Origin of the sequence: Variovorax sp. N23 (genome assembly GCF_025486315.1) — a bacterium.
GTDB lineage: Bacteria > Pseudomonadota > Gammaproteobacteria > Burkholderiales > Burkholderiaceae_C > Variovorax.
Genome location: NZ_JAOOPY010000019.1, coordinates 54281 through 79878, shown reverse-complemented (window position 1 = coordinate 79878; position 25598 = coordinate 54281). Strand labels below are relative to the sequence as shown.

Genomic DNA, 25598 nt, shown 5'->3' with positions numbered 1-25598 from the left:
CGGCCACGACGCAGACACTGGCGCCCGTCGCATGTAACGACCTCGTAACGAATCAATCAAAGGACCGAGAGATGACGATGAACAAGAAGACCCGTGCGGGCCTGGCGGCTGCTATTTTGCTGTCGCTTGCCGCATGCGGTGGGGGAGGAAACAGCGGATCGGCTTCGGGAACAGGCACGGGAACGACGCCCCCGGTCACCGAGCCGGTCGCGACCCAGGCCACCCTGAGCGGCGTGGCCGCCACCGGCGCGGCCTTTGCCGGCGCCACCGTCACCGTCACCGACCAGACCGGTGTCACGGTGTGCACGACCCAGACTGACGACAAGGGCGCCTACAACTGCACGCTGCCCCTCGGCACCAAGGCCCCGCTGGTCATCAAGGCGAGCCGCGACGAGTTGAGCTTCTACAGCACCACGGCCAGCGCGGGCAGCGGCACGGCCAACGTCACGCCGCTGACGACCATCGTCGTCTCGCAACTGTCGCCGGACGGCAACCCGGCCAGCCTGGCCGGCGCCATCACCACCCGCCCCGAGAGCGTGACGGCCACGACCATCCAGGCGCAGGTGAGCGAACTCCTCACCGCGCTGCAGCCGCTGCTGAGCGCACTGAACGTGACGATCGACCCGATGTCCGGTGTCTTCGTCGCCGACGGCACCGGCCAGGACAAGGTGCTCGACGCCATCTCGGTGAGCGTGCGGCCCGACGGCACGGCTGCCAATATCGAGATCACCGTCAAGGCCCAGCCCGCGACGGCCGATGCCGCCCCGATGTCCATCAGCTTCCGCAGCGACGCGACGGCCGTGCCGACGTTGCCCGCGGTGACCGCGGCGCAACTCGATGCGATTCCATCCCCCGCGATGGTGGCCGGCCTGTTCGAACGCATGACCGCCTGCTACGCCCTGCCCGCCTCCCAGCGCGTCACGAACGGCAACGACAACGGCGCGGTCATCGGCACTGCCGCCAACGTCGTGGCGCCGGTCTGCCGAGGCATGTTCCTCAACGACGACCCGGCCACCTTCCAGAACAATGGCAACAACGTCGGCCGCGACGCCAACAACCGCGGCGCCTACGCCAGCCTGTTCCGCAGCGGTGCCACAGGTCTGAAGTGGGAGCGCGGCAACTTCGAGTTCCTCCGCACCAATGGCGACGTCGTGATGAGCTACCGCTGGGTGGACAGCACCGGCAACGCCGAAAACGACACGCTCATCGCACGCAACGTGAACGGCACGCTCAAGCTGGTGGGCAACGGCAACACCTACAGCGCGAGCGTGCGTCCGTTCTCGGAAGACCGCGACCTGATCAACACGCCGGCGTTCAGCTCGTTCACCACGGGCTACAACATCAGCATCGACAACCGGCTCGTGGGCGGCGCCTCGGTGTTCTCCAAGGTGGTCGTCACGACCCCGTTCGGCAGCCAGCTCACCTATGTGCCGACCGGCGGCCTGTCCTACCTGGTCGCGCAGAACAACGGCACGGCTACCGGCAGCAGCGTCTATCGGCTGGCCGCCGCCTACAAGAGCAGTTCGACGACGGGCAATCCGGCCGACAAGGAAAGCTTCTTCACAGCCAGCCCGCAGTACGACGAAGCCGGCCTGCGCGCCCTGCAGGACCAGAGCGTCTGGAAACTGGAGTTCTTCCACGTCGACACCCAAGTGCCCAATGTCGTGCAGAGCTACCGCACCCTGTCGCGCGCCCAATCGATCGCCGAGATCCAGCAGCTCGTGTTCGTCGACATGACGCCGACGCTGCGCGCCGAGCTCATCGCCGAGACAGGCGCGTCGAACTCGGGGAACCTGGTATTCGGTGCGCTCGACCCAGCCGAGCCGAACATCATCGACTTCAGCGCCGCCGGCAACACGGCCGGCTGGGTGGTCCCTGGGGGAGCGCTGGCACCGACATCGCTGTCCGCCTACGGCCGCGCGCCGGCGGTTGGCAATGCGCAGGGCACGCGTTACAACGACAGCACCGGCGTGTCGATCACGGCGCGCAAGGCGAAGCTGTATTGCTCGACGCAAGGCGCGTCGGACACGCATTGCGACGCGACATCGCCGACCCAGTATGCGCAAGGCACCACGATGAACATGTTCGAGCTGTGGGCCCGCAACACCCGGCAGGTCGAAGTGAGCAAGAAGTTCGCCACTTACAAGCTGCAGTGATCGCACGCTGACCTCGCCACGGCCCCGCCTCGGCGGGGCTTTTTCGTTCCGCGCAACGCCGCGGTTAGCATGCCGACGATGCCCACCACCCACCTCCTCTACCTGCACGGCTTCCGCTCGTCGCCCCAGTCGATGAAGGCGCGCCTGATGGCCGAGCGGGTGGCGCAACGCCACCCCGGCGTGCACTGGTGGTGCCCGCAACTGCCGCCCTCGCCGCGCGAAGCGATGGACCTGGTGATGCGGGGCATCGCGCCCTGGCCGCGCGACACGATGGCGGTCATCGGCTCCTCGCTGGGCGGCTTCTACGCGACCTACGTGGCCGCCATGACGGGCTGCCCGGCGGTGCTGCTGAACCCGGCCGTCGACCCGGCACGCGACCTGGCGCGCCACATCGGCGACCAGACGGCGTGGCACGACCCGGCGCAGCATTTCTATTTCCAGCCGGCGTTCATCGAGGAGCTGCGCACGCTGGAAATCGGGCCGGTCGACCGGCCCGAACGCGTCTTCGCCATCGTCGCCAAGGGCGACGAGGTGCTGGACTGGCGCGAGATGTCGGCCCGCTACCCGGGCAGCCGCGTGCGCCTGCTCGAAGGCGGCGACCACGCCCTGTCGGACTTCGAGACGAAGCACCTCGTCGACGTCCTGCGCTTCCTCGATCCGGTCTGACGCCGGGCCCGCCGGCGCCGGGGCCGGGTGGCCCATGGGACAATCGCACCCATGTTTGTATTGTTCGAAGAAGCCGGAAAGTACCTCGGCGGCCGCGTGTTGTCGGAGGCCGAAGCGTCGGCGCAGGTCGAGCTCGATAGCGGGAAGCGGGTCAAGGTCAAGGGCGCGAACATCGTGTTGCGCTTCGAGAAGCCGTCCCCGGCCGAGCTGATCGCCGAGGCCCGCGCGCTCGCCGCCGGCATGGACCTCGACCTGGCGTGGGAATTCGCGCCCGAAGGCGAATTCGCCTTCGCCGACCTGGCGACCGAGTATTTCCAGGCCAACCCCTCGCTGGCACAGCAAGCCGCGGCGCTGTTCGCGCTGTTCGAGGCACCGCACTACTTCCGCCGCGCCGGCAAGGGCCGCTTCAAAAAGGCACCGGCCGAGATCATCCAGCAGGCGCTGGCCGCGATCGAGAAGAAGAAGCAGGTGCTGGCGCAGATCGCCGACTGGGCGGCCCAGCTGGTGGCGGGCGAATGCCCGGCGCCCGTGCGCGAACAGCTCTACAAGATCCTCTTCAAGCCTGACAAGAACGCGCCCGAGTACAAGGCAGTGGTCGAGGCCTCGCGCACCGCGCAGCGCGCGCCGCTCGAGTTGCTCGAGCGCGCCGGCGCCATCGACTCGGCCTACCAGTTCCACTGGAAGCGTTTCCTGTTCGAAAATTTTCCCAAGGGCACGGCCTTCCCGCCGGCGCTCAGCGCACCGGCGATCGCCGACGACCTGCCGCGCGCCGACGGCGTCGAGGCCTTCTCGATCGACGATTCGCAGACCACCGAGATCGACGACGCGCTGTCGGTGCAGGGCCTGGGCAGCGGCACCGTGACGGTGGGCGTGCACATCGCTGCGCCCGGCCTGGCCTTCGCGCCCGGCAGCCCGCTCGACCAGGTTGCGCGCGCGCGCATGTCCACCGTCTACATGCCAGGCTACAAGATCACCATGCTGCCCGATGCGGTGGTGCAAACCTACACGCTGCTCGAAGGCGCCGACCGTCCGGCCGTGTCGCTCTATGCGCGCTTCGACGAGGCCACGCTGGAACTGCAGGGCACCGAGACGAAGATCGAACGGGTGCCGATCGTCGCCAACCTGCGGCACGACCAGCTCGACGGCGTCATCACGCAGCCCTGGCTGGAAGACGCTGCGGTGACCAGCACCGACACGCCCGACGTCGTCAACACGCTGCGTGCGCCGCTGAGCTTCCTGTTCCGCCTGGCCAGGCAACTCAAGGCGCAGCGCGAGGTGGTGCGCGGCAAGCCGGAGAACTTCAACCGGCCCGACTACAACTTCCGCCTGGTCGGCAACGAGGGCGAGCCGGAGGGCAGCGAGCAGGTGCAGATCAGCACGCGCCAGCGCGGCACGCCGCTCGACCTGATCGTTTCCGAAGCGATGATCCTGGCCAACAGCGGCTGGGGCGGCTGGCTGGGCGAGCTCGGCGTGCCGGGCCTCTACCGCAGCCAGGCCAGCCTGGCGCCCGGCATCAAGGTGCGCATGGGCACCCGGGCGCTGCCGCACGCGGGCCTGGGCGTGAAGAGCTACGCCTGGAGCACCTCGCCGCTGCGCCGCTACACCGACCTGGTGAACCAGTGGCAGATCATCGCGGCCGCCCGCCACGGCAAGACCGCCGCGCTGGCCGCGCCCTTCAAGCCGAAGGACGCCGACCTGTTCTCCATCCTCTCGGGCTTCGACGCCGCCTATGCGACCTACAACGCGTATCAAGGCGGCATGGAGCGCTTCTGGACGCTGAAGTACCTGCAGCAGCAGGGCATCGGCGAACTGACCGCGACGGTGATCAAGGACATCCCGAACGGTGCGCTGGTGCGCGCCGACACGCTGCCGCTGGTGTTCCCGGTGGCCGGCCAGCAGGAACGCGGCGCGCATCTGCGCGTGAAGCTCGGCGAGATCGACGAGATCGCGCTCGACGTGCACGGTACGGTGCTCGAACGCCTCGATGCGCCGGTCGATGCGGCCGCGCTCGACGAGGGCAGTGGCGACGACGAGGAAGAAGTGGCCGGCCCGATCGCCATCGCCGTGGACCTGAACGACAGCGAGGCTGCCGCAGAGAACACGCCGGCCTGAGAGGCCGAGCGCCACCCCGCCAAGCGCGCCATGAACCTCAAAGACCTGAGCACCCTGCAGATCGCCCTCGGCCTGTCGGTGGTGGCGCATGCCGCGCTGCTGGCGGTGCGCTTCGTCGACCCCGAGGCGTTCAACCGGGTGTTTCAGGACACGCCGCTCGAGATCATCCTGGTCAACGCGTCGACCAACGAGACGCCCGACAAGGCCATGGCGATCGCGCAGAAGTCGATGGCCGGCGGCGGCGATCTCGACCGCGGCCGCGCCACCAGCCCGCTGCCGCCCTCCACCTTCACCACCATCGGCGACTCGATGGAAGAGGCCGAGCGCAAGGTCGAGGCGATGCAGGCGCAGCAGCAGTTGTTGCTGGCGCAGATCAAGCAGCAGCTCGCCGCGATGCCGCTGCCCGATCCGCGCCAGCACGGCAACCCGAGCGACGCCAGGGCGCAGGAAGAGAAGCGCCGCCAGCTCATCAACCTGCTGGCCGAGATCGAACGCCGGGTCAACGAAGAGAACGCGCGTCCGAAGAAGCGCTACATCAGCCCCTCGACCCGCGAGGCGGCCTACGCGGTGTACGTCGACGCACTGCGCCGGCGCATCGAGTCGCGCGGCACCGAGAACTTCCCCGAGGTCGCGGGCAAGAAGCTGTATGGCGAGCTCACCATGCTGGTCACCGTCAACTTCGACGGCAGCCTGCTGACCACCGAAGTCGTCGAGACCTCCGGCAACCTCGCGCTGGACCGCCGGGCGCAGGCCATCGTGCGCAGCATCGGCAACTTCGGCCGCTTCAGCGATGCGATGCGGCGCCAGGCCGACCAGATCGTGCTGCCCTCGCGCTTCCGCTTCACACGCGACGAGACGCTCGAGACGCAGCTGTCCTCGCGCCAGAACTGAGAGGCTGAGCACCATGGACCTGTACTGCGTCATGGGCAACCCAGTCGAGCACAGCCGCTCGCCCTGGATCCACGCCCGCTTCGCCGAACTGACCGGCGAAACCCTGGCCTACGGCCGCCGCCGCATCGAGCTCGGTGGCTTTGCCGGCGGCCTGGCGGCCTTTCGCGCCGACCCCGACGGCACCGCGCGCGGCTGCAACGTCACCGTGCCCTTCAAGTTCGACGCACGCGATGCCGCCCAGCACCTGAGCGAACGCGCCACGCTGGCCGAGGCGGTGAACACACTGAGCTTTCGCGACGACGGCGTGCACGGCGACAACACCGACGGCGTGGGCCTGGTCCACGACATCGAGCGCAATGCCGGGGTGCCGATCGCCGGGCGCGACGTGCTGCTGATCGGCGCCGGCGGCGGCGCATCCGGGGTGCTCGGGCCGCTGCTGGCGGCGGGTGCGCGGCGCGTGGTCGTCGCCAACCGGACGCTGGCGAAGGCCATCACGCTGGTGCAGCGCCACGCCGCGCTGGCCCTGGAACACCACGCCAGCATCGAGGCACAGGAGCTGCACACCGTGGCGGGCGACTTCGACATCGTGGTCAATGCGAGCGCCTCGAGCCTGTCGGGCGGCGACGTGCCGGTCGCAGCCTCGGTGCTCAGACCCGGCACGCTGGCCATCGACATGATGTACGGGCCGGCGGCTGCGGGCTTCCTCGATTGGGCACGCGCGCACCGCGCGGTGCCGCGCGACGGCCTCGGCATGCTGGTCGAGCAGGCGGCGGAAGCGTTCGAGATCTGGCGCGGCGTTCGCCCGCCGGCGGCGCAGGTGCTGGCCGAGCTGCGCGCCTTGGTCGACGGTTAGGCGCATGCGGCAGGTCTCGCGCTGGCTGCTCTGCCTGGTGGTGGCAGGCATCGCCCTTCAGTTTTTCTTCCTCGGGCGCATCGCGCTCATGGTCGTGGTCGCACCGGAATCGACCGCCTTCCAGCGATCGGAAGCCTGGCAGATCGCGACGAACGGGCGCGCCAACGCCAAGCGCGGCGAGTCGCCCGACTGGCAGCAGGAGTGGGTGCCCTACGACCGCATCGCCGACACGCTCAAGCGGGCGGTGATCGCCAGCGAGGACGCCGAGTTCATCTACCACGGCGGCATCGAGTGGGAGGCCATCGAGCGCGCCCGCCAGCGCAATGCCAAGGCCGAGGCGATCGCGGCCCGCCGTGCCGCGCAGGCCCGCGCCCGCGGCAAGGAGCCGGCGCCCGCGAAGATCCGCGGCGGCTCGACCATCACGCAGCAACTGGCGAAGAACCTGCTGCTGTCGGGCGAACGCACGCTGCTGCGCAAGGGCCAGGAACTGGTGCTGGCGACCGCGCTCGAGCTGCTGCTGAGCAAGCGCCGCATCCTCGAGATCTACCTGAACAACGTCGAATGGGGTGAAGGTGTGTTCGGCGCCGAGGCGGCGGCGCAACACTACTTCAACAAGCCGGCGGCGCGGCTGAGCGCGAACGAGGCGGCGCGCCTCGCCGTGATGCTGCCCAGCCCGAAGTTCTTCGAGAAGCGGCCCGGCTCGCCCTATGTGAGCGGACGGGCGTCGACCATCATGGCGCGGATGCCGGCCGCCGATCTGCCATAGGTGCCGCTTCGTCGCCGAAGACGACGCGGCAGACGGTCGTGCGTCCCGACCCGTGGGGCCGCCGCGCGGGCTCGGCGAAGGTGTCGATCACGGCGAACCCGGCCTTGCGCATCATCCCGGCCGAGGCGGCGTTCTCTTCATGGCGGTCGATGTAGACCTCCTGCAGGCCCTGCGCCTTCAGCGCATCGAGCGCGGCCTTCAGCAGGCGGGCACCCAGCCCCTGCCCGACGGCATCGCGGTGCACGACCGCTTCGCACACATAGCCCTGCGGCTGTGCGGCGCGCCCGGCCGGCTGGTAGCGCGCGAAGTGCCGCGTCCGGCAGAAGGTGACGACCCCCTGCAAGGTCATGCCGTCCCAAGCGACGACCGCACCGACCTCGCCCGTCGCGATCTGCGCGACATGCCGCGCCACGTCGTCGGGCGGCAGCCAGTTCCACGGATTGGGCCCATGGGTGAGGATCAGATCGAGGAGCGCCGGGATGTCCTCGGCGCGGGCAGGCAGCAGTCGTTGTGTCGTCATGGCCCCGTATCATCGCCTCTCATGTTTGCCGCGAAGTTGCTGGGATGGGTGCTGCTGGGCCTGGTGCGTCTGCTCACCGGCGCGCAGGCGCGATGGTGGGGCTGCCCGCCCAAGGCCGAGCAGCGCATCTACTTCGCCAACCACCAGAGCCACCTCGACCTGGTGATGATCTGGGCCGCGCTGCCCGAAGAACTGCGCAGCATCACCCGGCCGATCGCGGCGCGCGACTACTGGGCCAACACGCCGATGAAGCGCTGGATCACCACCGAGGTGTTCAACGCCATCTATGTGGAGCGCGGCGGCACGCCGGCACCGGCCGAAGCAGGTGCACCGCCGCCCGACCCGATGGCGCCGCTGCAGCCGCTCGTCGAGGCGCTCGAGAGCGGCGACTCGATCATCATCTTCCCCGAGGGCACGCGCGGCCACACCGGCGAGCCGCAGAAGTTCAAGTCGGGGCTCTTCACGCTGGCGCAGATGTTCCCCGACGTGGTGCTGGTGCCGGCCTGGATCGACAACGTGCAGCGCGTCATGCCCAAGGGCGAGATCGTGCCGGTGCCCATCCTCTGTTCGGTGACCTTCGGCGCGCCGATCACCCTGGCGCCGGGTGAAGAGCGCCGCGCCTTTCTCGACCGCGCACGCGAAGCTGTGATCGCGCTGCGCCACGTATGAACGCCTTCCTCCGCAACCTCTCGCCGACCCACCAGGTCGCTGCCCTGTTCCTCATCGTCTTCGGCGTGCTCACGGTGGTGAGCATCGCCACGCTGGGGGTCGGCCTGCGCGAGCGGCGCAATGCCGCGCATGGCGAAGCCTGGCTGCGCGAGTTCGCGGACTTCCGCGCACTGCTGCGCACCACCTGGTTCATGGTGGTGGTGTTCTGGATCGGCTGGGCGCTCGGGCCGGGCGTGGCCACGCTGCTGTTCGCCTTCATCGCCTTCTTCGCGCTGCGCGAGTTCATCACGCTGTCGCCGACACGGCGCGGCGACCACCGCAGCCTGATCCTGGCCTTCTTCGTGGTGCTGCCTGCCCAGTTCCTCCTGGTGGGCAGCGCGCGCTTCGACCTCTTCACCGTCTTCATCCCGGTCTACGTCTTCATCGCGATTCCCGTGGTGAGCGCGCTGGCCAACGACCCCAGCCACTTCCTGGAGCGCAACGCCAAGCTGCAGTGGGGCATCATGGTCTGCGTCTACGGCATGAGTCACGTGCCGGCGCTGCTGCTGCTGTCCTTCCCCGGCTACGAAGGCAAGAGCGCGTTCCTCGTCTTCTTCCTGGTCTTCGTGGTCCAGACCTGCATGGTGGTGCAGCACCTGATCGCACGCCGCTTCGCCTACCTGCCGCCGGACGAGGCCGATGCTGCGCGGCACGGCCTGCGCGGCACCCTGCGGCGCTGGCTGGCACGCGAACCCTTCGCCCCCAACGTGAGCCGCAGCTTCAACTGGGTCAGCTGGGGCCTGGGCATGGCGATCGCCAGCGTCGTCGGCGCGGCGATGTCCTTCATCACGCCCTTCAAGTTCGGCCAGGCGCTGGCCATGGCGCTCATCGCCTGCGTCGCGGGATCGATGGGCCACCTGGTCATGAAGGCACTCAAGCGCGACCGCGGCATTCCGAACTGGGGCAAGAAGGGCGTCGGCGTGACCGGCGCCAACGGCCTGCTCGACCGCGTCGACGCCCTCTGCTTCGCCGCACCGGTCTTCTTTCATTCTGTGCGCTGGTATTTCGGTGTCTGAAGCCTTCTTCGCTCATTTCTACCGCGCGGTAGCGAATTCCGCTGGATTGCCCCATAGGGGAAACCGAGCAGGAAACACTTGGTCGCAACTACGTGCTCCTCCCCTAGAGTTGCGGTCACCACAACGAGGAGACGAAGAATGCTGAAGAAAGCTTCGATGGCCGGCGCCCTGCTCGCAGCCGCCCCCCTGGCCTGGTCCCAGTCGAGCGTGCAGATCTACGGCATCGTGGACGCCGCCATCCGGCACACCACGAACGAGGGCGCGGCCGGCGACGGAAGCCTCACGCAGATGATCGGCGGCGGCATGTCGCAGAGCCGTTGGGGCATCAACGTGACGGAAGACCTGGGCGGTGGGCTGCGTGCCTTGGCCAACCTGGAGAACCGCTTCGGCACCGACACCGGCGCCCAGGCGACCACCAACTACTTCCAGCAATCGTGGGTCGGCATCCAGAGCAGCAGCTTCGGCCGCATCACCCTCGGCCGTCAGTACAACGTCCTGTTCGACGTGGTGACCAGCACCTATGCGTCGTTCCCCTATTCGCCGTACTTCGATGCCTTCAAGCCGGAGATCGGCTTCTCGCTGGGCGCGCGTGCCAGCAACATGATCAAGTACATGGCCGAATACGGCGGCTTTCGGGGCGGCCTGCAGTACTCGTTCGACGAAGACGCGCCCACCGGGGGCCGGACGGTCGGCGCCTACCTGCGCTATGCCACCGGCGGCCTGGCCCTGGGCGGGGCCTTCCAGAACTACGAGTTCGGGTCCGGCCGCAAGCTCGATGCCTGGACGCTGGGCGGCTCCTACCGCATCGACAAGTGGTACTTCAACCTGGGCTACGGCCGCAACAAGCTCGACGGCGGCCCGCTGACCGCACCGATCGACCTGGCGGTGCTGTCGAGCCTGTGGAGCGGCAGTTCCGTGGCCAACGGCAACTTCGGCGGACCGGCCTTCCTGGCCGCCAACCGGCGCGACCTGGCGACCATCGGCGTGGGCTACCAGATCACGCCGCTGCTCAACCTCGGCGCGCACTACTACCGCACCAAGCAGTCGGGCCCCACGGTGGCCGGCGACGCGCGAGCCAACTTCTTCGTCTTCGCGGCCGACTATGCGCTGTCGCGCCGCACCGACATCTACGCCGAACTCGACACCACGCGCCTGAAGGGCGAGGCCAACCTCAACGGCACGACGACCTCCGGCGGCCCCAAGAGCCGCAACGGCTACACCGTCGGCGTCCGCCACCGGTTCTGATCGCGCTCGACGGCGGGGGTCGGTCGGCTACAGTCGAAGGCCCATCACCCTTGCTGCCGACGGCCCGTGCCGTCGGCGCTGTTCTGCCTTCGACATGCGCATCCTCGGTATCGACCCCGGCCTGCAAACCACCGGTTTCGGCGTGGTCGACCGGGACGGCCATGCGCTGCGCTACGTGGCCAGCGGCACGATCAGCACCAGGCACCTCGACCGCGGCAACCTGCCAGAGCGTCTCAAGGTGCTGTTCGACGGCATCGGCGAGATCGTGGCCCGCTACCAGCCCGATGCGGCAGCCGTCGAGATCATCTTCGTCAACGTCAATCCGCAGTCCACGCTGCTGCTCGGCCAGGCACGCGGCGCCTGTCTCACGGCACTGGTGTCGCGCGACCTCCCGGTCGCCGAGTACACCGCGCTGCAGATGAAGCGGGCCGTCGCCGGCCACGGGCAGGCGGCCAAGGCACAGGTGCAGGAAATGGTGAAGCGCCTGCTCGACCTCCCGGGCCTGCCGGGCAGCGACGCCGCCGACGCGCTGGGCATCGCGATCACGCATGCGCACGTCGGCAGTTCGATGGCGCGGCTGGGCGAGGCGGCCGACTTGTCACGCAGCACGAGCGGCATGTACCGCAAGGGCCGGACGCGCTGAAACCTTCAGGCCACGCGCTCGGCGATCAGCACGGCGAAGAAGCCGAAGGCCGCCAGGAGCGTCCACTTGAGCACGATCCAGCCGAAGCGCCGGTATTTGATCTGCCCGGTGCCCGCATAGAACGCGAAGGACACGCCGGCCACGAGCAGCAGCAGCAGGATGGCCCAGCGGAACAGCAGCATCGGTCGGTTCGCCGGCGTTGCCGTTACCAGGCGCGCGCCACTTCGGCGAAGCCGGCAGGGGCGAGCTTCTCGTCGTCGAAGGTGACGATCTCGTAGGCGTCCTCGTGCCGCAGCAGTTCGCGCAACAGCTGGTTGTTCATGGCGTGGCCCGAGCGGAACGCGCTGTAGGCCGCCAGCAGCGGGCGGCCGATCACGTACAGGTCGCCCATCGCGTCGAGGATCTTGTGCTTCACGAATTCGTCGTCGTAGCGCAGGCCGCCGACGTTCAGCACCTTGGTGTCGTCCATGACGATCGCGTTGTCGAGCCCGCCGCCGAGCGCCAGGCCCTTGCTGCGCATGTACTCGACTTCCTTGGTGAAGCCGAAGGTGCGTGCGCGCGCGATGTCGCGGCTGTACGAGCCGCTCCCCAGGTCGAACTCCACGCGCTGGCCGGTCGAGTCGACCACACGGTGATCGAAGTCGATCTCGAAGCTCAGCTTGAAGCCATGGTACGGCTCGAGCCGCGCCCACTTGGCGTTGGCACCGTCGCCCTCGCGCACCTCGACCGGCTTCACCACGCGGATGAAGCGGCGCGGCGCCTGCTGCAGCACGATGCCCGCGCTCTGAAGAAGAAAGACGAACGACGATGCCGACCCGTCGAGGATCGGCACTTCGTCGGCCGTGATGTCGATGACCAGATTGTCGATGCCCAGGCCGGCACAGGCCGACATCAGGTGCTCGACGGTCTGCACCTTGGCGCCGCCGTTTGAGACGGTCGATGCGAGGCGCGTGTCGGTGACGGCCTCGGCCGTCATCGGGATGTCCACCGGCTCGGGCAGATCGACGCGTCGGAACACGATGCCCGTGTCCGGCGCCGACGGGCGCAGTGTCAGCTCCACCCGTTGCCCGCTGTGCAGCCCCACGCCGACGGCGCGGGTGATGGACTTGAGCGTTCGTTGTTGCAGCACGGCCGTGATTTTAGGAGCGCGAGGCGCGCGCCGAAACGCGCGGCTCGCTATGGCCTCCATAGTCACACGGTCGGCCTCAGTCGGCTTGCCGACGCAGAAACGCAGGGATCTCGAAGTCGTCCATGCCGCCCGAGGACAGCGCGTCGACCTTGGCCGCCGCCATCGTGCGGTTGGTGCGCCACACGCTGGGCACCGCCATGCCTTCGTAGTTGGGCTGGCCGTGCGCGCCGGTCTGGCCCATGCCGCCCAGGGTCGGGACGGTGAACGGGATGTTGTCGGTGCCGGTGCGGATCACTTCCAGCGTCGGCGCCTGACGGCGTGCATCGGCACGCGACAGGCCGGTGGCCACCACCGTCACGCGCATCTCGTCGCCCAGGTTCTCGTCGTAGGCGGCGCCGTAGATGACGTGCGCGTCCGGCGAGGCGTAGGCGCGGATGGTGTTCATCGCCAGCTTCGATTCGGCCAGCTTCAGCGAGCCCTTCGAGGCCGTCACCAGCACCAGCACGCCCTTGGCGCCCGACAGATCGATGCCCTCGAGCAGCGGGCAGGCCACGGCCTGCTCGGCGGCGATGCGGGCGCGGTCCGGGCCGCTGGCCGCAGCCGTGCCCATCATGGCCTTGCCGGGCTCGCCCATCACCGTGCGCACGTCCTCGAAGTCGACGTTCACGCCGCCGTACTCGTTGATGATCTCCGAGATGCCGCCGACGGCGTTCTTCAGCACGTCGTTGGCATGCGCGAAGGCCTCGGCCTGCGTCACGTCGTCGCCCAGCACCTCGAGCAGCTTCTCGTTGAGGATCACGATCAGCGAGTCGACGTTGGCCTCGAGTTCGGCCAGGCCACTGTCGGCGTTGTTCATGCGCTTGCCGCCTTCCCAGTCGAAGGGCTTGGTCACCACGCCGACGGTGAGGATGCCCATCTCCTTGGCGATGCGGGCGATGACCGGCGCCGCGCCGGTGCCGGTGCCGCCGCCCATGCCGGCGGTGATGAACAGCATGTGCGCGCCGTCGATCGCCGCGCGGATCTCGTCGACCGCGAGTTCGGCCGCGTCACGGCCCTTCTCGGGCTTGCCGCCGGCGCCCAGGCCGTTGTTGCCCAGCTGGATCAGCTTGGGCGCGTTGCTGCGCGACAGCGCCTGGGCATCGGTGTTGGCGCAGGCGAACTGAACGCCCTGCACGCCACGCTCGATCATGTGCGCGACCGCGTTGCCGCCACCGCCGCCCACGCCGATCACCTTGATCTGCGTGCCTTGGTTGAACTCTTCCATTTCGATCATTTCGATGGCCATTTGGGACTCCTAGATTTCTTGCAGTTGCCGTGTGTTTCTGAACTATTTTTCTGTGCGCGGACCGGTTGCTCGTGGGGATGGCGGACCGGTCCGCCGCCATCGCTCGTTGAAGTGCCGGGGCGGACTGCCGCGGGCCAGCCAGAGGGGGTGGTACTTCATCTCAGAAGTTCCCCACGATGAAGTCTTTGAACCGTCCGAATGCGGTTTTGACCGATCCGTTCTTCTGCGCGACCTTGTAGCCGCGCATGCGTGCAAAACGTGCTTCCTCGAGCAGACCCATGACGGTAGCCGCACGGGGCTGGGCCACCATGTCGGACAACGCGCTCGAATACTTCGGGATGCCGCGGCGCACCGGCTTGAGGAAGATGTCCTCGCCGAGTTCGACCATGCCCGGCATCACCGCACTGCCGCCGGTCAGCACGATGCCGGACGACAGCACCTCCTCGTAGCCCGACTCGCGCACCACCTGCTGCACCAGCGAGAAGATCTCCTCGACGCGCGGCTCGATCACCCCGGCCAGCGCCTGCTTGCTCAGCATGCGCGGGCCGCGGTCGCCCAGGCCCGGCACCTCGACCTGCGTGTCGGGGTCGGCCAGCAGCTGCTTGGCGTAGCCGTTCTCGACCTTGATGTCCTCGGCGTCCTTGGTCGGCGTGCGCAGCGCCATCGCGATGTCGCTGGTGATCAGGTCGCCGGCGATCGGGATCACCGCCGTGTGGCGGATCGCGCCGTTGGTGAAGATCGCCACGTCGGTCGTGCCCGCGCCGATGTCGACCAGGCACACGCCCAGTTCGCGCTCGTCCTCGGTCAGCACCGCCTGGCTCGAGGCCAGCGGGTTCAGCATCAGCTGGTCGACCTCGAGACCGCAGCGGCGCACGCACTTGATGATGTTCTCGGCCGCGCTCTGCGCGCCCGTCACGATGTGCACCTTGGCCTCCAGGCGCATGCCGCTCATGCCGATCGGCTCCTTCACGTCCTGGCCGTCGATCACGAATTCCTGCGGCTCGACCAGCAGCAGCCGCTGGTCGCTCGAGATGTTGATGGCGCGCGCCGTCTCGACCACGCGGGCCACGTCGGCCGGCGTCACTTCCTTGTCCTTCACCGCCACCATGCCGCTGGAGTTGATGCCGCGGATGTGGCTGCCGGTGATGCCGGTGTAGACGCGGCCGATCTTGCAATCGGCCATCAGCTCGGCTTCTTTCAGCGCCTGCTGGATGCTCTGCACCGTGGCGTCGATGTTGACCACCACGCCGCGCTTGAGGCCGTTGCTCGGCGCCACGCCGAGGCCGGCGAGCTTGAGTTCGCCGTTGGGCAGCACCTCGGCCACCACCACCATCACCTTGGCGGTGCCGATGTCGAGGCCGACGACCAGGTCTTTGTATTCTTTGGGCATGGAATGTCCTCGGTGTTCGCTTATTTCTTCTTGGGGTCGTTGACGACCGTGGTGACGCCGCGCATTCGCAGCGCATAGCCTTCGTTGTGCCGCAGGTCCGCGCCTTCCACCGAGGCGACGGTGCGGCCGTACTGCGCAGCCACCTGCGACACGGTGCGCAGAAAGCGCTCGGTGCGGGCCACGACTTCCTCGCTGCGGCCGCGGCCCAGTTCGACGAGCGCGCCGCTGTCGAGCAGCACGTGCCAGCTGCCGCGGCTCGACAGGCCGAGCTCGACCACGCTCAGCTCGTAGGGCTGGAACAGCGGCGCCAGCAGGCGGTACATGCCGAGCACCTGGCCGGCCTGTTCGATCGGGCCGTCGAGCCGCGGCAGCTGGTCGTCGACCTCGGCCACGTTGGCCTCGAAGACCTCGCCGAAGCCGTTGACCAGCTTCGAGCCCGCCTCGTCGCCCCAGTGCGCGACCGCCACCTGCTCGGTCAGCGTGGCGCGCAGCTTGTTCGGGAACTCGCGCCGCACCACCGCCTTGCGCACCCAGGGCACCGACTCGAAGGCCGTGCGCGCACGCGCCAGGTCGACGGTGAAGAAGTTGCCCGCCAGCTGCGGCGCCACGTTGGCGCGCAGCGTGACCGCGTTGTTGTGCGTCACCTCGCCGTCGACCTTGATGCCGACGATCGGGAAAAAGGGCTGGCGCAGCACCCACCAGGCCCCCGCCGCCAGCAGCACGACACCGAACACGGCGAAGACCAGCGTCGCCGTGAGGTTCATGAGCTTGACGTCGAAGGGGACGGGTGCGGTCGTGGCCATGTCGTCAGACCTTGCCTTCCGAGTCCAGTGCTGCGGAGGCCAGCACGCGCACGCACAGGTCTTCGTAGGCGATGCCCACCGCACGCGCCGACATCGGCACCAGCGAATGGGTCGTCATGCCGGGCGAGGTGTTCATCTCCAGCAGGAAGGGCTTGCGGTCGCTGGCGCGGATCATCACGTCGGAGCGGCCCCAGCCGCGGCAGCCGAGCGTGCGGTAGGCCGCCAGCGTGAGGCGCTGGATCTCCTTCTCCTCTGCCTCGGGCAGCCCGCTCGGGCAGTGGTACTTCACGTCGTCGGTGAAGTACTTGTTCTGGTAGTCGTAGGCGCCCTCGGGCGCGGCGATGCGCACCACCGGCAGCGCCTGCGCGTCGAGCCCGTGGCCGAGCACGGCGCAGGTGACTTCCTCGCCCTCGATGAACTCCTCGCACAGCACGTCGGCGTCGTACTTGGCCGACAGCGCCACCGCGTCCTGCATCTGCGAGTAGCCCTCGACCTTGGTCACGCCGATCGACGAGCCTTCGCGCGGCGGCTTCACGATCACGGGCAGGCCGAGCACGTCGGGCACCGCCATGATCTGCTCGCGGCTTTGCTGGTCGGCGGCCAGGCGCACGTACTTGGGCGTCGGCAGGCCATCGGCCTGCCAGATGCGCTTGGTCATGACCTTGTCCATCGCCACGCTCGAGGCCATCACGCCCGAACCGGTGTAGGGGATGCCCAGCAGTTCGAGCGCGCCCTGCACCGTGCCGTCTTCGCCATGGCGGCCGTGCAGCGCGATGAAGCAGCGCGCGAAGCCTTCGCGCTTGAGCTCGACCAGGTCGCGCTCGGCCGGGTCGAAGGCATGCGCGTCGACGCCGCGTGCGCGCAGCGCCTCCAGCACGCCGGTGCCCGACAGGATCGAGATCTCGCGCTCGGCCGAGGTGCCGCCGAAGAGCACTGCGACCTTGCCGAAGGATTGAATGGATTCGCTGCTCACAGTGCACGTCCCTCGCGTGTGAAAGATCCGGGCTTCGGCAAGGCGGCCGTGCCGCCGAGTTCGACCACGCGGGCCGGCACCGCACCGATCGAGCCCGCCCCCATGCAGATGACGACGTCGCCGTCGCGCGCGTTGTCGAGGATGGCCTGCGCCATCGTGCCGATCTCGTCGACGAACACCGGCTCGACCTTGCCGGCCACGCGCAGCGCACGCGCCAGCGAGCGGCCGTCGGCCGCCACGATCGGCGCCTCGCCGGCCGCGTAGACCTCGCCCAGCAGCACGGCGTCGGCCGTGCCCAGCACCTTGACGAAGTCCTCGAAGCAGTCGCGCGTGCGGGTGTAGCGGTGCGGCTGGAAGGCCAGCATCAGGCGGCGGCCCGGGAAGGCGCCGCGCGCCGCGGCGATGGTGGCCGCCATCTCGACCGGGTGGTGGCCGTAGTCCTCGATCAGCGTGAAGGCCTCGGCCGCCTGCGCGTCCTTCACCGGCACGTCGCCATAGCTCTGGAAGCGCCGGCCCACACCCTTGAAGTCGGCCAGGCCACGCTGCACGGCCTCGTCGGGCACACCGAGCTCGACGGCCACCGCGATCACCGACAGCGCATTCAGCACGTTGTGTTCGCCGGCCAGGTTCAGCACGATGTCCAGGTCCGGCAGCGTGATGCCATTGCGGCGCTGCGCGGTGAAATGCATCTGCGCGCCGACCGCGCGCACGTTGACGGCGCGCACCTGGGCGTCTTCGTTGAAGCCGTAACTGGTCACCGGGCAGGTCACCTCGGGCACGATGTCACGCACCGCAGCATCGTCGGTGCACAGGATCGCCACGCCGTAGAAGGGCATGCGGTGCAGGAAGTCGACGAAGGCCTTCTTCAGGTTGCCGAAGTCGTGCCCGTAGGTCTCCATGTGATCGGCGTCGATGTTCGTGACCACCGCCATCACCGGCAGCAGGTTCAGGAAGGACGCGTCGGATTCGTCGGCCTCGACCACGATGTAGTCGCCGCTGCCCAGCTGCGCGTTGGCGCCGGCGCTGTTCAGGCGCCCGCCGATCACGAAGGTCGGGTCGAGCCCGGCCGCGGCCAGCACGCTGGCCACCAGGCTGGTCGTCGTCGTCTTGCCGTGCGTGCCGGCAATGGCAATGCCCTGCTTCAGGCGCATCAGCTCGGCCAGCATCAGGGCGCGCGGCACCACGGGGATCTTCCGCTCGCGCGCGGCGATCACCTCGGGGTTGTCGGCCTGCACCGCGGTCGACGTCACGACGGCGTCGGCGCCCGCGATGTTCGCCGCGGCGTGGCCCACGTGGGTCGCGATGCCCAGGCCGGCGAGGCGGCGCAGCGTGACGCTGTCCGACAGGTCGGAACCGGAGATGCGGTAGCCCAGGTTGAGCAGCACCTCGGCGATGCCGCTCATGCCGGCGCCGCCGATACCGACGAAGTGGATGTGGCGAATCGCGTGCTTCATGCGCCGCCTCCGCGCTTTTTCGCTGCAAGTTCTTCGCAGGCCAGCACTACGGCGCTGACCGCCTCGGTCTTCTGCATTGTCTTGGCCTTCACGGCCTTGTCCACCAGCGTGGTTCGTTCGAGTTTCTGGAGCAAGTCGGCCAACAATTCAGGCGTGAGTTCGGTCTGCTGGACCAGCCAGCCGCCGCCCGCATCCACGAGGAAGCGCGCGTTGGTGGTCTGGTGGTCGTCGACCGCGGAAGGGAAAGGCACGAACAGCGCCGCGGCGCCGACGGCTGCGATTTCGGTGACGGTGCTGGCACCGGCGCGCGCGACGATCAGGTCGGCGGTGGCGTAGGCGGTGGCGGTGTCGTCGATGAAGGGCGTGAGTTCGGCCTCGACGCCGGCGGCCACGTAGTTGGCGCGCAGGTCGTCGATCTGCCGGGCGCCGCTCTGGTGCATCACGATCGGCCGCTGCGCCGGCGCGATGCGCGCCAGAGCCTTGGGCACGATGCTGTTGAGCGCCTTCGCGCCCAGGCTCCCGCCCACCACCAGCAACTTGAGCGGGCCGGTGCGGCCGGTGAAGCGCGTGACCGGATCGGGCTGCGACACGAAGGCTTCGCGCAAGGGGTTGCCCACCCACTGCGCGTTCTTCAGCACGTTGGGGAAGGCCGTGAACACCCGGGTGGCGACGCTCGCCAGCACCTTGTTGGCGAGGCCGGCCACCGAGTTCTGCTCGTGCAGCACCAACGGCTTGCCCAGCAGCACGCTCATCAGGCCACCCGGAAAGGTGATGTAGCCGCCCAGGCCGATGACCACGTCGGGCCGCACGCGGCGCAGCACGCCGATGCTCTGGACGAAGGCACGCAGCAGGCGCGCCGGCAGCATCAGCAGCGTGAGCGGCCCCTTGCCGCGCAGGCCGCCGAACTGCACCGGCTCGAAGGCGAAGCCGCGCGGCGGCACGAGCTGCTGCTCCATGCCGCCGGGCGCGCCCAGCCAGTGCACCGCCCAGCCACGGTCGCGCAGCGCCTCGGCCACGGCCAGGCCCGGGAAGATGTGTCCGCCCGTGCCGCCTGCCATGACGAGTGCAGTTCGTGTCATACGCGACCACCCCGCATCAGCACGCGGTTCTCGTAGTCCACGCGCAGCACGATCGACAGCGCGATCAGTTGCATCAGCATAGCCGAGCCGCCGAAGCTCATCAGCGGCAGGCCGAGGCCCTTGGTCGGCAGCGCGCCCAGGTTCACGCCCATGTTGATGAAGGACTGGAAGCCGATCCAGATGCCGATGCCCTGCGCCACCAGGCCGGAGAACACGCGGTCGAGCGCGATCGCCTGGCGGCCGATGTGCATGATGCGGCGCGTCAGCCACAGGAACAGGCCGATGACCAGCAGCAGCCCGACCAGGCCGAACTCCTCGCCCAGCACGGCCAGCAGGAAGTCGGTGTGCGCCTCGGGCAACCAATGCAGCTTCTCGACGCTGCCGCCCAGGCCCACGCCGAAGATCTCGCCGCGGCCGATGGCGATGAGTGCATGCGACAGCTGGTAGCCCTTGCCGAGCGCATGCGCTTCGCTGAAGGGATCGAGGTACGCGAAGATCCGCTCGCGTCGCCATTCGCTGGTCATCACGATCAGCGCGAAGGCCGCCACCACCAGCGTGGCGATAACGAAGAACATCCGCGCGTTCACGCCGCCCAGAAACAGGATGCCCATCGCGATGATCGCGATCACCATGAAGGCACCCATGTCGGGCTCGGCCAGCAGCAGCATGCCGACCACGACCACCGCGATGCCCATCGGCAGCACAGCGCGGAAGAAGCGTTCCTTGATCTCCATCTTGCGCACCATGTAGCTGGCGGCGTAGAGCACCATCGCCAGCTTGGCGAGCTCGGAGGGCTGGAAGTTCATGATGCCCAGCGGCAGCCAGCGACGTGCACCGTTGACGACGCGACCCACGTGCGGGATGAGCACCAGCACCAGCAGCAGCAGCGACACGACGAAGATCCACGGCGCGACGCGCTCCCAGGTCTGCATCGGGATCTGGAAGGCCAGCAGCGCGGCGACGAAGGCGATCGAGATGAACAGCACATGGCGCAGCAGGAAGAACATCGGCCCATAGCCGGCGCGCGCGAAACGCGGGTTGTCCGGCAGCGCGATGGAGGCCGAATAGACCATCACCAGACCCCAGGCCAGCAGCGCCAGCGTGACCCACAGCAGCGACTGGTCGAAGCCCAGCACGCGCATCGGCGCGGCCTTGGTCTGCGACACGCTGCCGCCGCCCAGGCGCACCGGCAGGTGCATCGGCAATGCGTCGATGCCGCTCTTGGCGGCACGGCGGAACCAGCCGCCGAAGCGGCTCGGTGCGGTGTTCGGGGTGGCGGCGACCGTGTCGCTCATGCGCCCTCTCCCGCATCCGTCGACGACGGCGCGTCGGCCAGGGCCTGCACGGCGTTGCAGAACACCTGCGCGCGGTGTGCGTAGTCCTTGAACATGTCGAAGCTGGCGCAGGCCGGCGACAGCAGCACCGCATCGCCCGGGTGCGCGCGCTTGGCGGCGAGCTGCACCGCCTCGTCCATCGACGCGGCATGCACGAGCGTGACGCCGGTCGAGGCCAGCGCGGCCTCGATCAGCGGCGCGTCGCGCCCGATCAGCACCACCGCGCGGGCCACCTGACGCACCGGCGCGGCCAGCGGCTCGAAGTCCTGGCCCTTGCCGTCGCCGCCGAGGATGGCGACGATGCGGCGCTCGGCGCCCAGGCCATTGAGCGCGGCGACGGTCGCGCCGACGTTGGTGCCCTTGCTGTCGTCGAAATACTCGACCTGGTCGACGATCGCGACCGATTCGACGCGGTGCGGTTCGCCGTGGTACTCACGCAGGCCGTAGAGCATCGGCCCGAGCGGGCAGCCGGCCGCGCTGGCCAGCGCCAGGGCCGCCAGCGCGTTCAGTGCGTTGTGCTGGCCGCGGATGCGCAATGCGTCGGCCGGCATCAGGCGTTGCAGGAAAATCTCTTGCTCTTCGGCGGCGGCACCACGCTTGCGCTTGATCGTCTCGTCGGCCTCCAGCGCACGCACCAGCCAGGCCATGCCGTTGACACGCTCGATGCCGAAGTCGCTCGGGCGCAGCGGCAGGCCGGCGCCGAAGGTGATGTGCGTGCGGACCTGCGGACGCTGCAGCTTCACGCGGATGGGTGGCGGCAGCATCTGCATCACACCCGCGTCGTCGCGGTTCAGGATCATCAGGCCCTGCTTGCCGAAGATGCGCGCCTTGGCGGCGGCATACGCCGCCATGTCGCCATGCCAGTCGAGGTGGTCCTGTGTGAGGTTCAGCACGGCCGCGGCGGTGGGCTCGAAGTCCTGCACGCCGTCGAGCTGAAAGCTGGAGAGTTCCAGCACCCACACGTCGGGCAGCGTCTCGGCATCGAGGTGCGCGGCCAGCGTGTCGAGCAGCGTCGGGCCGATGTTGCCGGCCACTGCCACGGTCTTGCCGGCGCGTTCGACCAGCAGACCGGTCAGCGTGGTGACGGTGGTCTTGCCGTTGGTGCCGGTGATGGCGAGCACGGCCGGTTCGTAGCCCTTCGGCACCGGCGCTTCGGGCACGGCGACGGGCAGCGGGGCCTCGTCTTCGGGCGTCGCCGCAGGCGCGGCCACGGAAAGCTCGGCGATACGCGCGACGAATTCGGCGGCCTCGCGGGCGGCGGTGTGGACGGAAGGCTTGGCCACGACCGGGGGCGGCGCATCGGCGTCCGGGGTCGACTCGACCGTCGGCGGCGTCTCGGCTTCCGGTGCTTCCGGCACTTCGGCGTCCGGTGCGGTGGGCGCCTCGGCGACCTCCACGGGCGGCTGCTCGGCCATCGCGATCTCGGCCTGCGTCGGCGCTTCGGGTGCAGGCGCGACCTCGGGAGCGATGTCCTCGACAACCGGCGCCGCTTCGGCTTCTTCGATCGGATCGACCAACGCTTCGGCCGGCACGTCCACCGTGCGCAGGTCGCGCAAGGCCTGCGCGAACAGGTCGAGCTCGCCGCCCACCGGCAGGCCGATGACGCGTGCCGCGTCGACCACCGGCGCGATCGTCGCCGGCGTCAGGCCGGGCGAGCGGTACACGGCGCGGATCGGCGTGCCCTCGACGAGGGCAGCGGTCAGCGGCCCACCGACGAAGCGCACGCTAGGCCACTCGGCCTGCAGCGTCGCCAGGGCGGGCGGCGTGTCGCGCGTATCGGCCACCGTCACCTCTGCACCGTGCCGCGCGCACCAACGCGCCATCGCCAGGCCGGACGCACCGAGGCCGAGGACGAGAACGGGGAGGTCGTGCAGATGCTTCATCGGCTCAACGCAACTTGAGGGTCGACAGGCCCACGAGGCACAGCAGCATCGTGATGATCCAGAAGCGCACGACGACCTGCGTCTCGCGCCAGCCGCTCTTCTCGAAGTGGTGGTGCAGCGGCGCCATCTTGAGGATGCGCCGCCCTTCGCCGAAACGCTTCTTGGTGTACTTGAAGTACATCACCTGCGCCATCACCGAAATCGCCTCGACCACGAAGATGCCGCCCATCACGAAGAACACGATCTCCTGGCGCACGATGACCGCGATGGTGCCGAGCGCGCCGCCCAGCGCCAGCGCACCGACGTCGCCCATGAAGACCTGCGCCGGGTGCGTGTTGAACCACAGGAAGGCCAGACCGGCGCCGGCCATGGCCGAGCAGAACACCAGCAGTTCGCCCGAGCCGGGGATGTGCGGGAACAGCAGGTACTTCGAGTACACCGAGCTGCCGGTGACGTAGGCGAACACGCCCAGCGCCGAGCCGACCATCACCACCGGCATGATCGCCAGGCCGTCGAGTCCGTCGGTGAGGTTCACCGCATTGCTCGACCCCACGATCACCAGGTAGGTCAGGATGACGAAGCCGATGCCGCCGAGCGGGTAGCTGATCTCCTTGAAGAAGGGCACCAGCAGGTTGATCTTGGGCGGGAAGTCGAGCGCGAAGCCCGAACGCACCCAGGCGTAGAACAGTTCGAGCACGCGCCAGTTGGAGCTCTCGGAAATGCTGAACAGCAGGTAGAAGCCCGCCAGCAGGCCGACCACCGACTGCCAGAAGTACTTCTCGCGCGAGCGCATGCCTTCCGGGTCCTTGCGCACCACCTTGCGCCAGTCGTCGACCCAGCCGATGGCGCCGAAGCCCAGCGTCACCCACAGCACGATCCACACGAAGCGGTTGCTCAGGTCGAACCACAGCACGGTGGCGAAAGCGATGGAGAACAGCACGAGCACACCACCCATGGTGGGCGTGCCGCTCTTGGTCAGGTGCGACTCCATGCCGTAGCCGCGCACCGGCTGGCCGATCTTGAGCGCGGTCAGCCGGCGGATGGCGTACGGGCCGACCGCCAGGCCGATCAGCAGCGCCGTGGTCGCGGCCATCAGCGCGCGGAAGGTGAGGTACTGGAAGACGCGCAGGAACCCGAACTCGGGCGAGAGCGTCTGCAGCCATTGCGCCAGGCTCATCAGCATGCGGCTGTACGCGGTTCATGCAGCATGACCGGCCTCCTTGTCGTTATGGTTGTTCGTTGTCGTGGTGGCCGCGGCGATGGCCTGCACCACCCGTTCCATCCGCATGAAGCGCGAGCCCTTGACCAGCACACTGGCGAGCGAGGGCAACTGCGCCAGCACGGCCGCGTTGAGGGCATCGACATCGGTGAAGTGGCGCCCCTGGCGCCGCACCCGCTGGTCGGCGAAGGCGGCCACGCTGTGCACCGTCTCGTCGCCGAGCGCAAACAGCATCTCGACGCCGCGGTCGCGCGCCCACTCGCCCACCTCGGCGTGAAAGCCCTCGGCCTGGTTGCCGACTTCGCCCATGTCGCCCAGCACCAGTAGGCGCGGACCGGGCAAGGCGGCGAGCACGTCGATGGCGGCGCGCACCGAATCGGGATTCGCGTTGTAGGTGTCGTCGACCAGCGTCAGCGTGCGACCCGCGGACAGCGCGATGGCGCTCGCCTTGGAGCGGCCCTTGACCGGCTCGAACGCCGCCAGGCCCTCGGCGATCTTCTCCAGCGACACGCCGCTGGACAGGGCGCAGGCCGTCGCCGCCAGCGCATTGATCACGTTGTGATGGCCGGCGATGGCCAGCGTGGTCTGGAAGGGGCCGAGCGGCGTGCGCACCTCGATCGCCCAGACGCCCCGGCGCCATTCGGCGCGCCCGAGGGCGATGTCCGCGTCGGGATGGTCGCCGAAGCTGAGGCAACGGCGCGTCGCACCTTCGTGCGCGATCTCGTTCCACAGCGGCGTGAAGGCATCGCCGAAGGGGAACACGGCGGTGCCGGTTTCGGGCAGCGCCGTGAAGACGCTGCCGTTCTCACGGGCCACGGCCTCGACCGTCGCCATGAACTCCTGGTGCTCGCGCTGGGCGTTGTTGACCAGCGCGATGGTCGGCCGCGCGATGGTCGCGAGCCGCGCGATCTCGCCCGGATGGTTCATGCCGAGTTCGACCACGGCCAGCTGGTGGTGCGCACGCAGCCGCAGCAGCGTCAGCGGCAGGCCGATCTCGTTGTTGAAGTTGCCGACGGTCGCCAGCGACCGGTCGCCCCACGCGGCGTGGAGGATGGCCGCGACCATCTGCGTGACCGTCGTCTTGCCGTTGCTGCCGGTGACGGCCACCAGCGGCAGGTCGAACTGCGAACGCCAGCCCGCGGCCAGCGCACCGAGCGCCGCCAGCGTGTCGGGCACTTCGAGGCCCGGCAAGCCGGCCGCCTCGAGCCCGCCGTGCGCGATGGCCGCGACGGCGCCCTTCGCGCGTGCGTCCGCCAGGAAGTCGTTGGCATCGAAACGCTCGCCGCGCAGCGCGACGAAGAGATCGCCCGGTTGCAGGCTGCGGGTGTCGGTGTGCACGCGCAGGAGCGGTGTTTCGGCATCGCCGACCAGACGCGCACCCGGCACCCAGGCGAGCGCCTGGCCGAGAGTCATCATGGGGACGGACACGCTCATTGAATCACCTCCGCCCTGTGGGCTGCGGTGCCGAGCGCC

At 68.9% G+C, this 25598-nt stretch carries 23 protein-coding genes; 10 read left to right on the top strand and 13 right to left on the bottom strand.

Annotated elements, in window-relative coordinates; genetic code table 11:
- The first annotated feature begins 77 nt into the window (after nucleotides 1-77).
- The 6 genes from N8A90_RS22865 (at nucleotide 78) to N8A90_RS22840 (ending at nucleotide 7444) form a co-directional block, all read left to right on the top strand.
- Entirely contained in the window at nucleotides 78-2156 is a 2079-nt protein-coding gene (locus tag N8A90_RS22865; RefSeq protein ID WP_262077524.1) for a carboxypeptidase regulatory-like domain-containing protein, read from the top strand.
- A gap of 78 nt (nucleotides 2157-2234) precedes the next feature.
- Nucleotides 2235-2822, top strand: a complete 588-nt coding sequence (locus N8A90_RS22860; RefSeq protein ID WP_262077523.1) for a YqiA/YcfP family alpha/beta fold hydrolase — start codon at nucleotides 2235-2237, stop codon at nucleotides 2820-2822.
- A gap of 51 nt (nucleotides 2823-2873) precedes the next feature.
- Complete coding sequence (locus N8A90_RS22855; protein ID WP_262077521.1) at nucleotides 2874-4934, top strand: ribonuclease catalytic domain-containing protein; 2061 nt, start codon at nucleotides 2874-2876, stop codon at nucleotides 4932-4934.
- A 30-nt stretch (nucleotides 4935-4964) separates the two neighbouring features.
- Nucleotides 4965-5825, top strand: a complete 861-nt coding sequence (locus tag N8A90_RS22850; RefSeq protein WP_262077520.1) for an energy transducer TonB — start codon at nucleotides 4965-4967, stop codon at nucleotides 5823-5825.
- 13 nt (nucleotides 5826-5838) lie between these two features.
- Nucleotides 5839-6678 (top strand): shikimate dehydrogenase, encoded by an 840-nt coding sequence (aroE, locus tag N8A90_RS22845; RefSeq protein ID WP_262077519.1) that lies wholly within the window; start codon nucleotides 5839-5841, stop codon nucleotides 6676-6678.
- Nucleotides 6679-6682: 4 nt separating this feature from the next.
- Nucleotides 6683-7444, top strand: a complete 762-nt coding sequence (locus N8A90_RS22840; protein WP_262077518.1) for a transglycosylase domain-containing protein — start codon at nucleotides 6683-6685, stop codon at nucleotides 7442-7444.
- Here N8A90_RS22840 and N8A90_RS22835 read toward each other — a convergent pair.
- Entirely contained in the window at nucleotides 7410-7964 is a 555-nt protein-coding gene (locus tag N8A90_RS22835) for a GNAT family N-acetyltransferase (protein WP_262077517.1), read from the bottom strand. The two genes, N8A90_RS22840 and N8A90_RS22835, sit on opposite strands and share 35 nt — an antisense overlap.
- Before the next feature lie 21 nt (nucleotides 7965-7985).
- Here N8A90_RS22835 and N8A90_RS22830 point away from each other — a divergent pair, with 21 nt between their 5' ends.
- The 4 genes from N8A90_RS22830 (at nucleotide 7986) to ruvC (ending at nucleotide 11576) form a co-directional block, all read left to right on the top strand.
- The gene (locus tag N8A90_RS22830; protein WP_262077516.1) at nucleotides 7986-8633 is read left to right on the top strand and encodes a lysophospholipid acyltransferase family protein; all 648 of its coding nucleotides are present in this window, start codon (nucleotides 7986-7988) and stop codon (nucleotides 8631-8633) included.
- A complete protein-coding gene (locus N8A90_RS22825) occupies nucleotides 8630-9688 on the top strand; it encodes a phosphatidate cytidylyltransferase (protein WP_262077515.1) in 1059 nt (352 codons plus the stop codon). Before N8A90_RS22830 ends, N8A90_RS22825 begins: the two co-directional genes overlap by 4 nt.
- A gap of 138 nt (nucleotides 9689-9826) precedes the next feature.
- Entirely contained in the window at nucleotides 9827-10933 is a 1107-nt protein-coding gene (locus tag N8A90_RS22820; RefSeq protein WP_262077514.1) for a porin, read from the top strand.
- A gap of 94 nt (nucleotides 10934-11027) precedes the next feature.
- Complete coding sequence (ruvC, locus tag N8A90_RS22815) at nucleotides 11028-11576, top strand: crossover junction endodeoxyribonuclease RuvC (protein WP_262077513.1); 549 nt, start codon at nucleotides 11028-11030, stop codon at nucleotides 11574-11576.
- A gap of 5 nt (nucleotides 11577-11581) precedes the next feature.
- Here the strand turns inward: ruvC and N8A90_RS22810 are convergent, their stop codons facing one another.
- From N8A90_RS22810 to murF, 12 genes are all read right to left on the bottom strand, one after another.
- On the bottom strand, nucleotides 11582-11758 hold the full coding sequence (locus N8A90_RS22810; RefSeq protein WP_021005646.1) for a hypothetical protein: 177 nt from the start codon (nucleotides 11756-11758) through the stop codon (nucleotides 11582-11584).
- Nucleotides 11759-11781: 23 nt separating this feature from the next.
- On the bottom strand, nucleotides 11782-12705 hold the full coding sequence (gene lpxC, locus N8A90_RS22805; protein WP_262077511.1) for a UDP-3-O-acyl-N-acetylglucosamine deacetylase: 924 nt from the start codon (nucleotides 12703-12705) through the stop codon (nucleotides 11782-11784).
- 76 nt (nucleotides 12706-12781) lie between these two features.
- Entirely contained in the window at nucleotides 12782-13990 is a 1209-nt protein-coding gene (ftsZ, locus tag N8A90_RS22800; protein WP_262077510.1) for a cell division protein FtsZ, read from the bottom strand.
- A gap of 160 nt (nucleotides 13991-14150) precedes the next feature.
- A complete protein-coding gene (gene ftsA, locus N8A90_RS22795) occupies nucleotides 14151-15380 on the bottom strand; it encodes a cell division protein FtsA (RefSeq protein WP_262077509.1) in 1230 nt (409 codons plus the stop codon).
- A gap of 20 nt (nucleotides 15381-15400) precedes the next feature.
- A complete protein-coding gene (locus N8A90_RS22790) occupies nucleotides 15401-16183 on the bottom strand; it encodes a cell division protein FtsQ/DivIB (RefSeq protein ID WP_262077508.1) in 783 nt (260 codons plus the stop codon).
- 4 nt (nucleotides 16184-16187) lie between these two features.
- Nucleotides 16188-17156 (bottom strand): D-alanine--D-alanine ligase, encoded by a 969-nt coding sequence (locus tag N8A90_RS22785; RefSeq protein ID WP_262077507.1) that lies wholly within the window; start codon nucleotides 17154-17156, stop codon nucleotides 16188-16190.
- Nucleotides 17153-18610, bottom strand: coding sequence for a UDP-N-acetylmuramate--L-alanine ligase (gene murC / locus N8A90_RS22780; RefSeq protein ID WP_262077506.1), 1458 nt, complete (start codon nucleotides 18608-18610; stop codon nucleotides 17153-17155). The genes N8A90_RS22785 and murC overlap by 4 nt, the downstream gene beginning before the upstream one ends.
- A complete protein-coding gene (gene murG / locus N8A90_RS22775; RefSeq protein ID WP_262077505.1) occupies nucleotides 18607-19689 on the bottom strand; it encodes an undecaprenyldiphospho-muramoylpentapeptide beta-N-acetylglucosaminyltransferase in 1083 nt (360 codons plus the stop codon). Before murG ends, murC begins: the two co-directional genes overlap by 4 nt.
- Complete coding sequence (gene ftsW / locus N8A90_RS22770) at nucleotides 19686-20984, bottom strand: putative lipid II flippase FtsW (protein WP_262077504.1); 1299 nt, start codon at nucleotides 20982-20984, stop codon at nucleotides 19686-19688. Before ftsW ends, murG begins: the two co-directional genes overlap by 4 nt.
- Nucleotides 20981-22906 carry a UDP-N-acetylmuramoyl-L-alanine--D-glutamate ligase gene (gene murD / locus N8A90_RS22765; RefSeq protein WP_262077503.1) on the bottom strand — a complete coding sequence of 642 codons (1926 nt, stop codon included), beginning with the start codon at nucleotides 22904-22906 and terminating at the stop codon, nucleotides 20981-20983. The genes ftsW and murD overlap by 4 nt, the downstream gene beginning before the upstream one ends.
- A gap of 4 nt (nucleotides 22907-22910) precedes the next feature.
- Nucleotides 22911-24089: a phospho-N-acetylmuramoyl-pentapeptide-transferase gene (gene mraY, locus N8A90_RS22760; RefSeq protein ID WP_262077502.1), complete on the bottom strand. Its 1179-nt coding sequence runs from the start codon at nucleotides 24087-24089 to the stop codon at nucleotides 22911-22913.
- Nucleotides 24090-24104: 15 nt separating this feature from the next.
- Entirely contained in the window at nucleotides 24105-25559 is a 1455-nt protein-coding gene (gene murF, locus N8A90_RS22755) for a UDP-N-acetylmuramoyl-tripeptide--D-alanyl-D-alanine ligase (protein WP_262077501.1), read from the bottom strand.
- Between the last annotated feature and the right edge of the window lie 39 nt (nucleotides 25560-25598).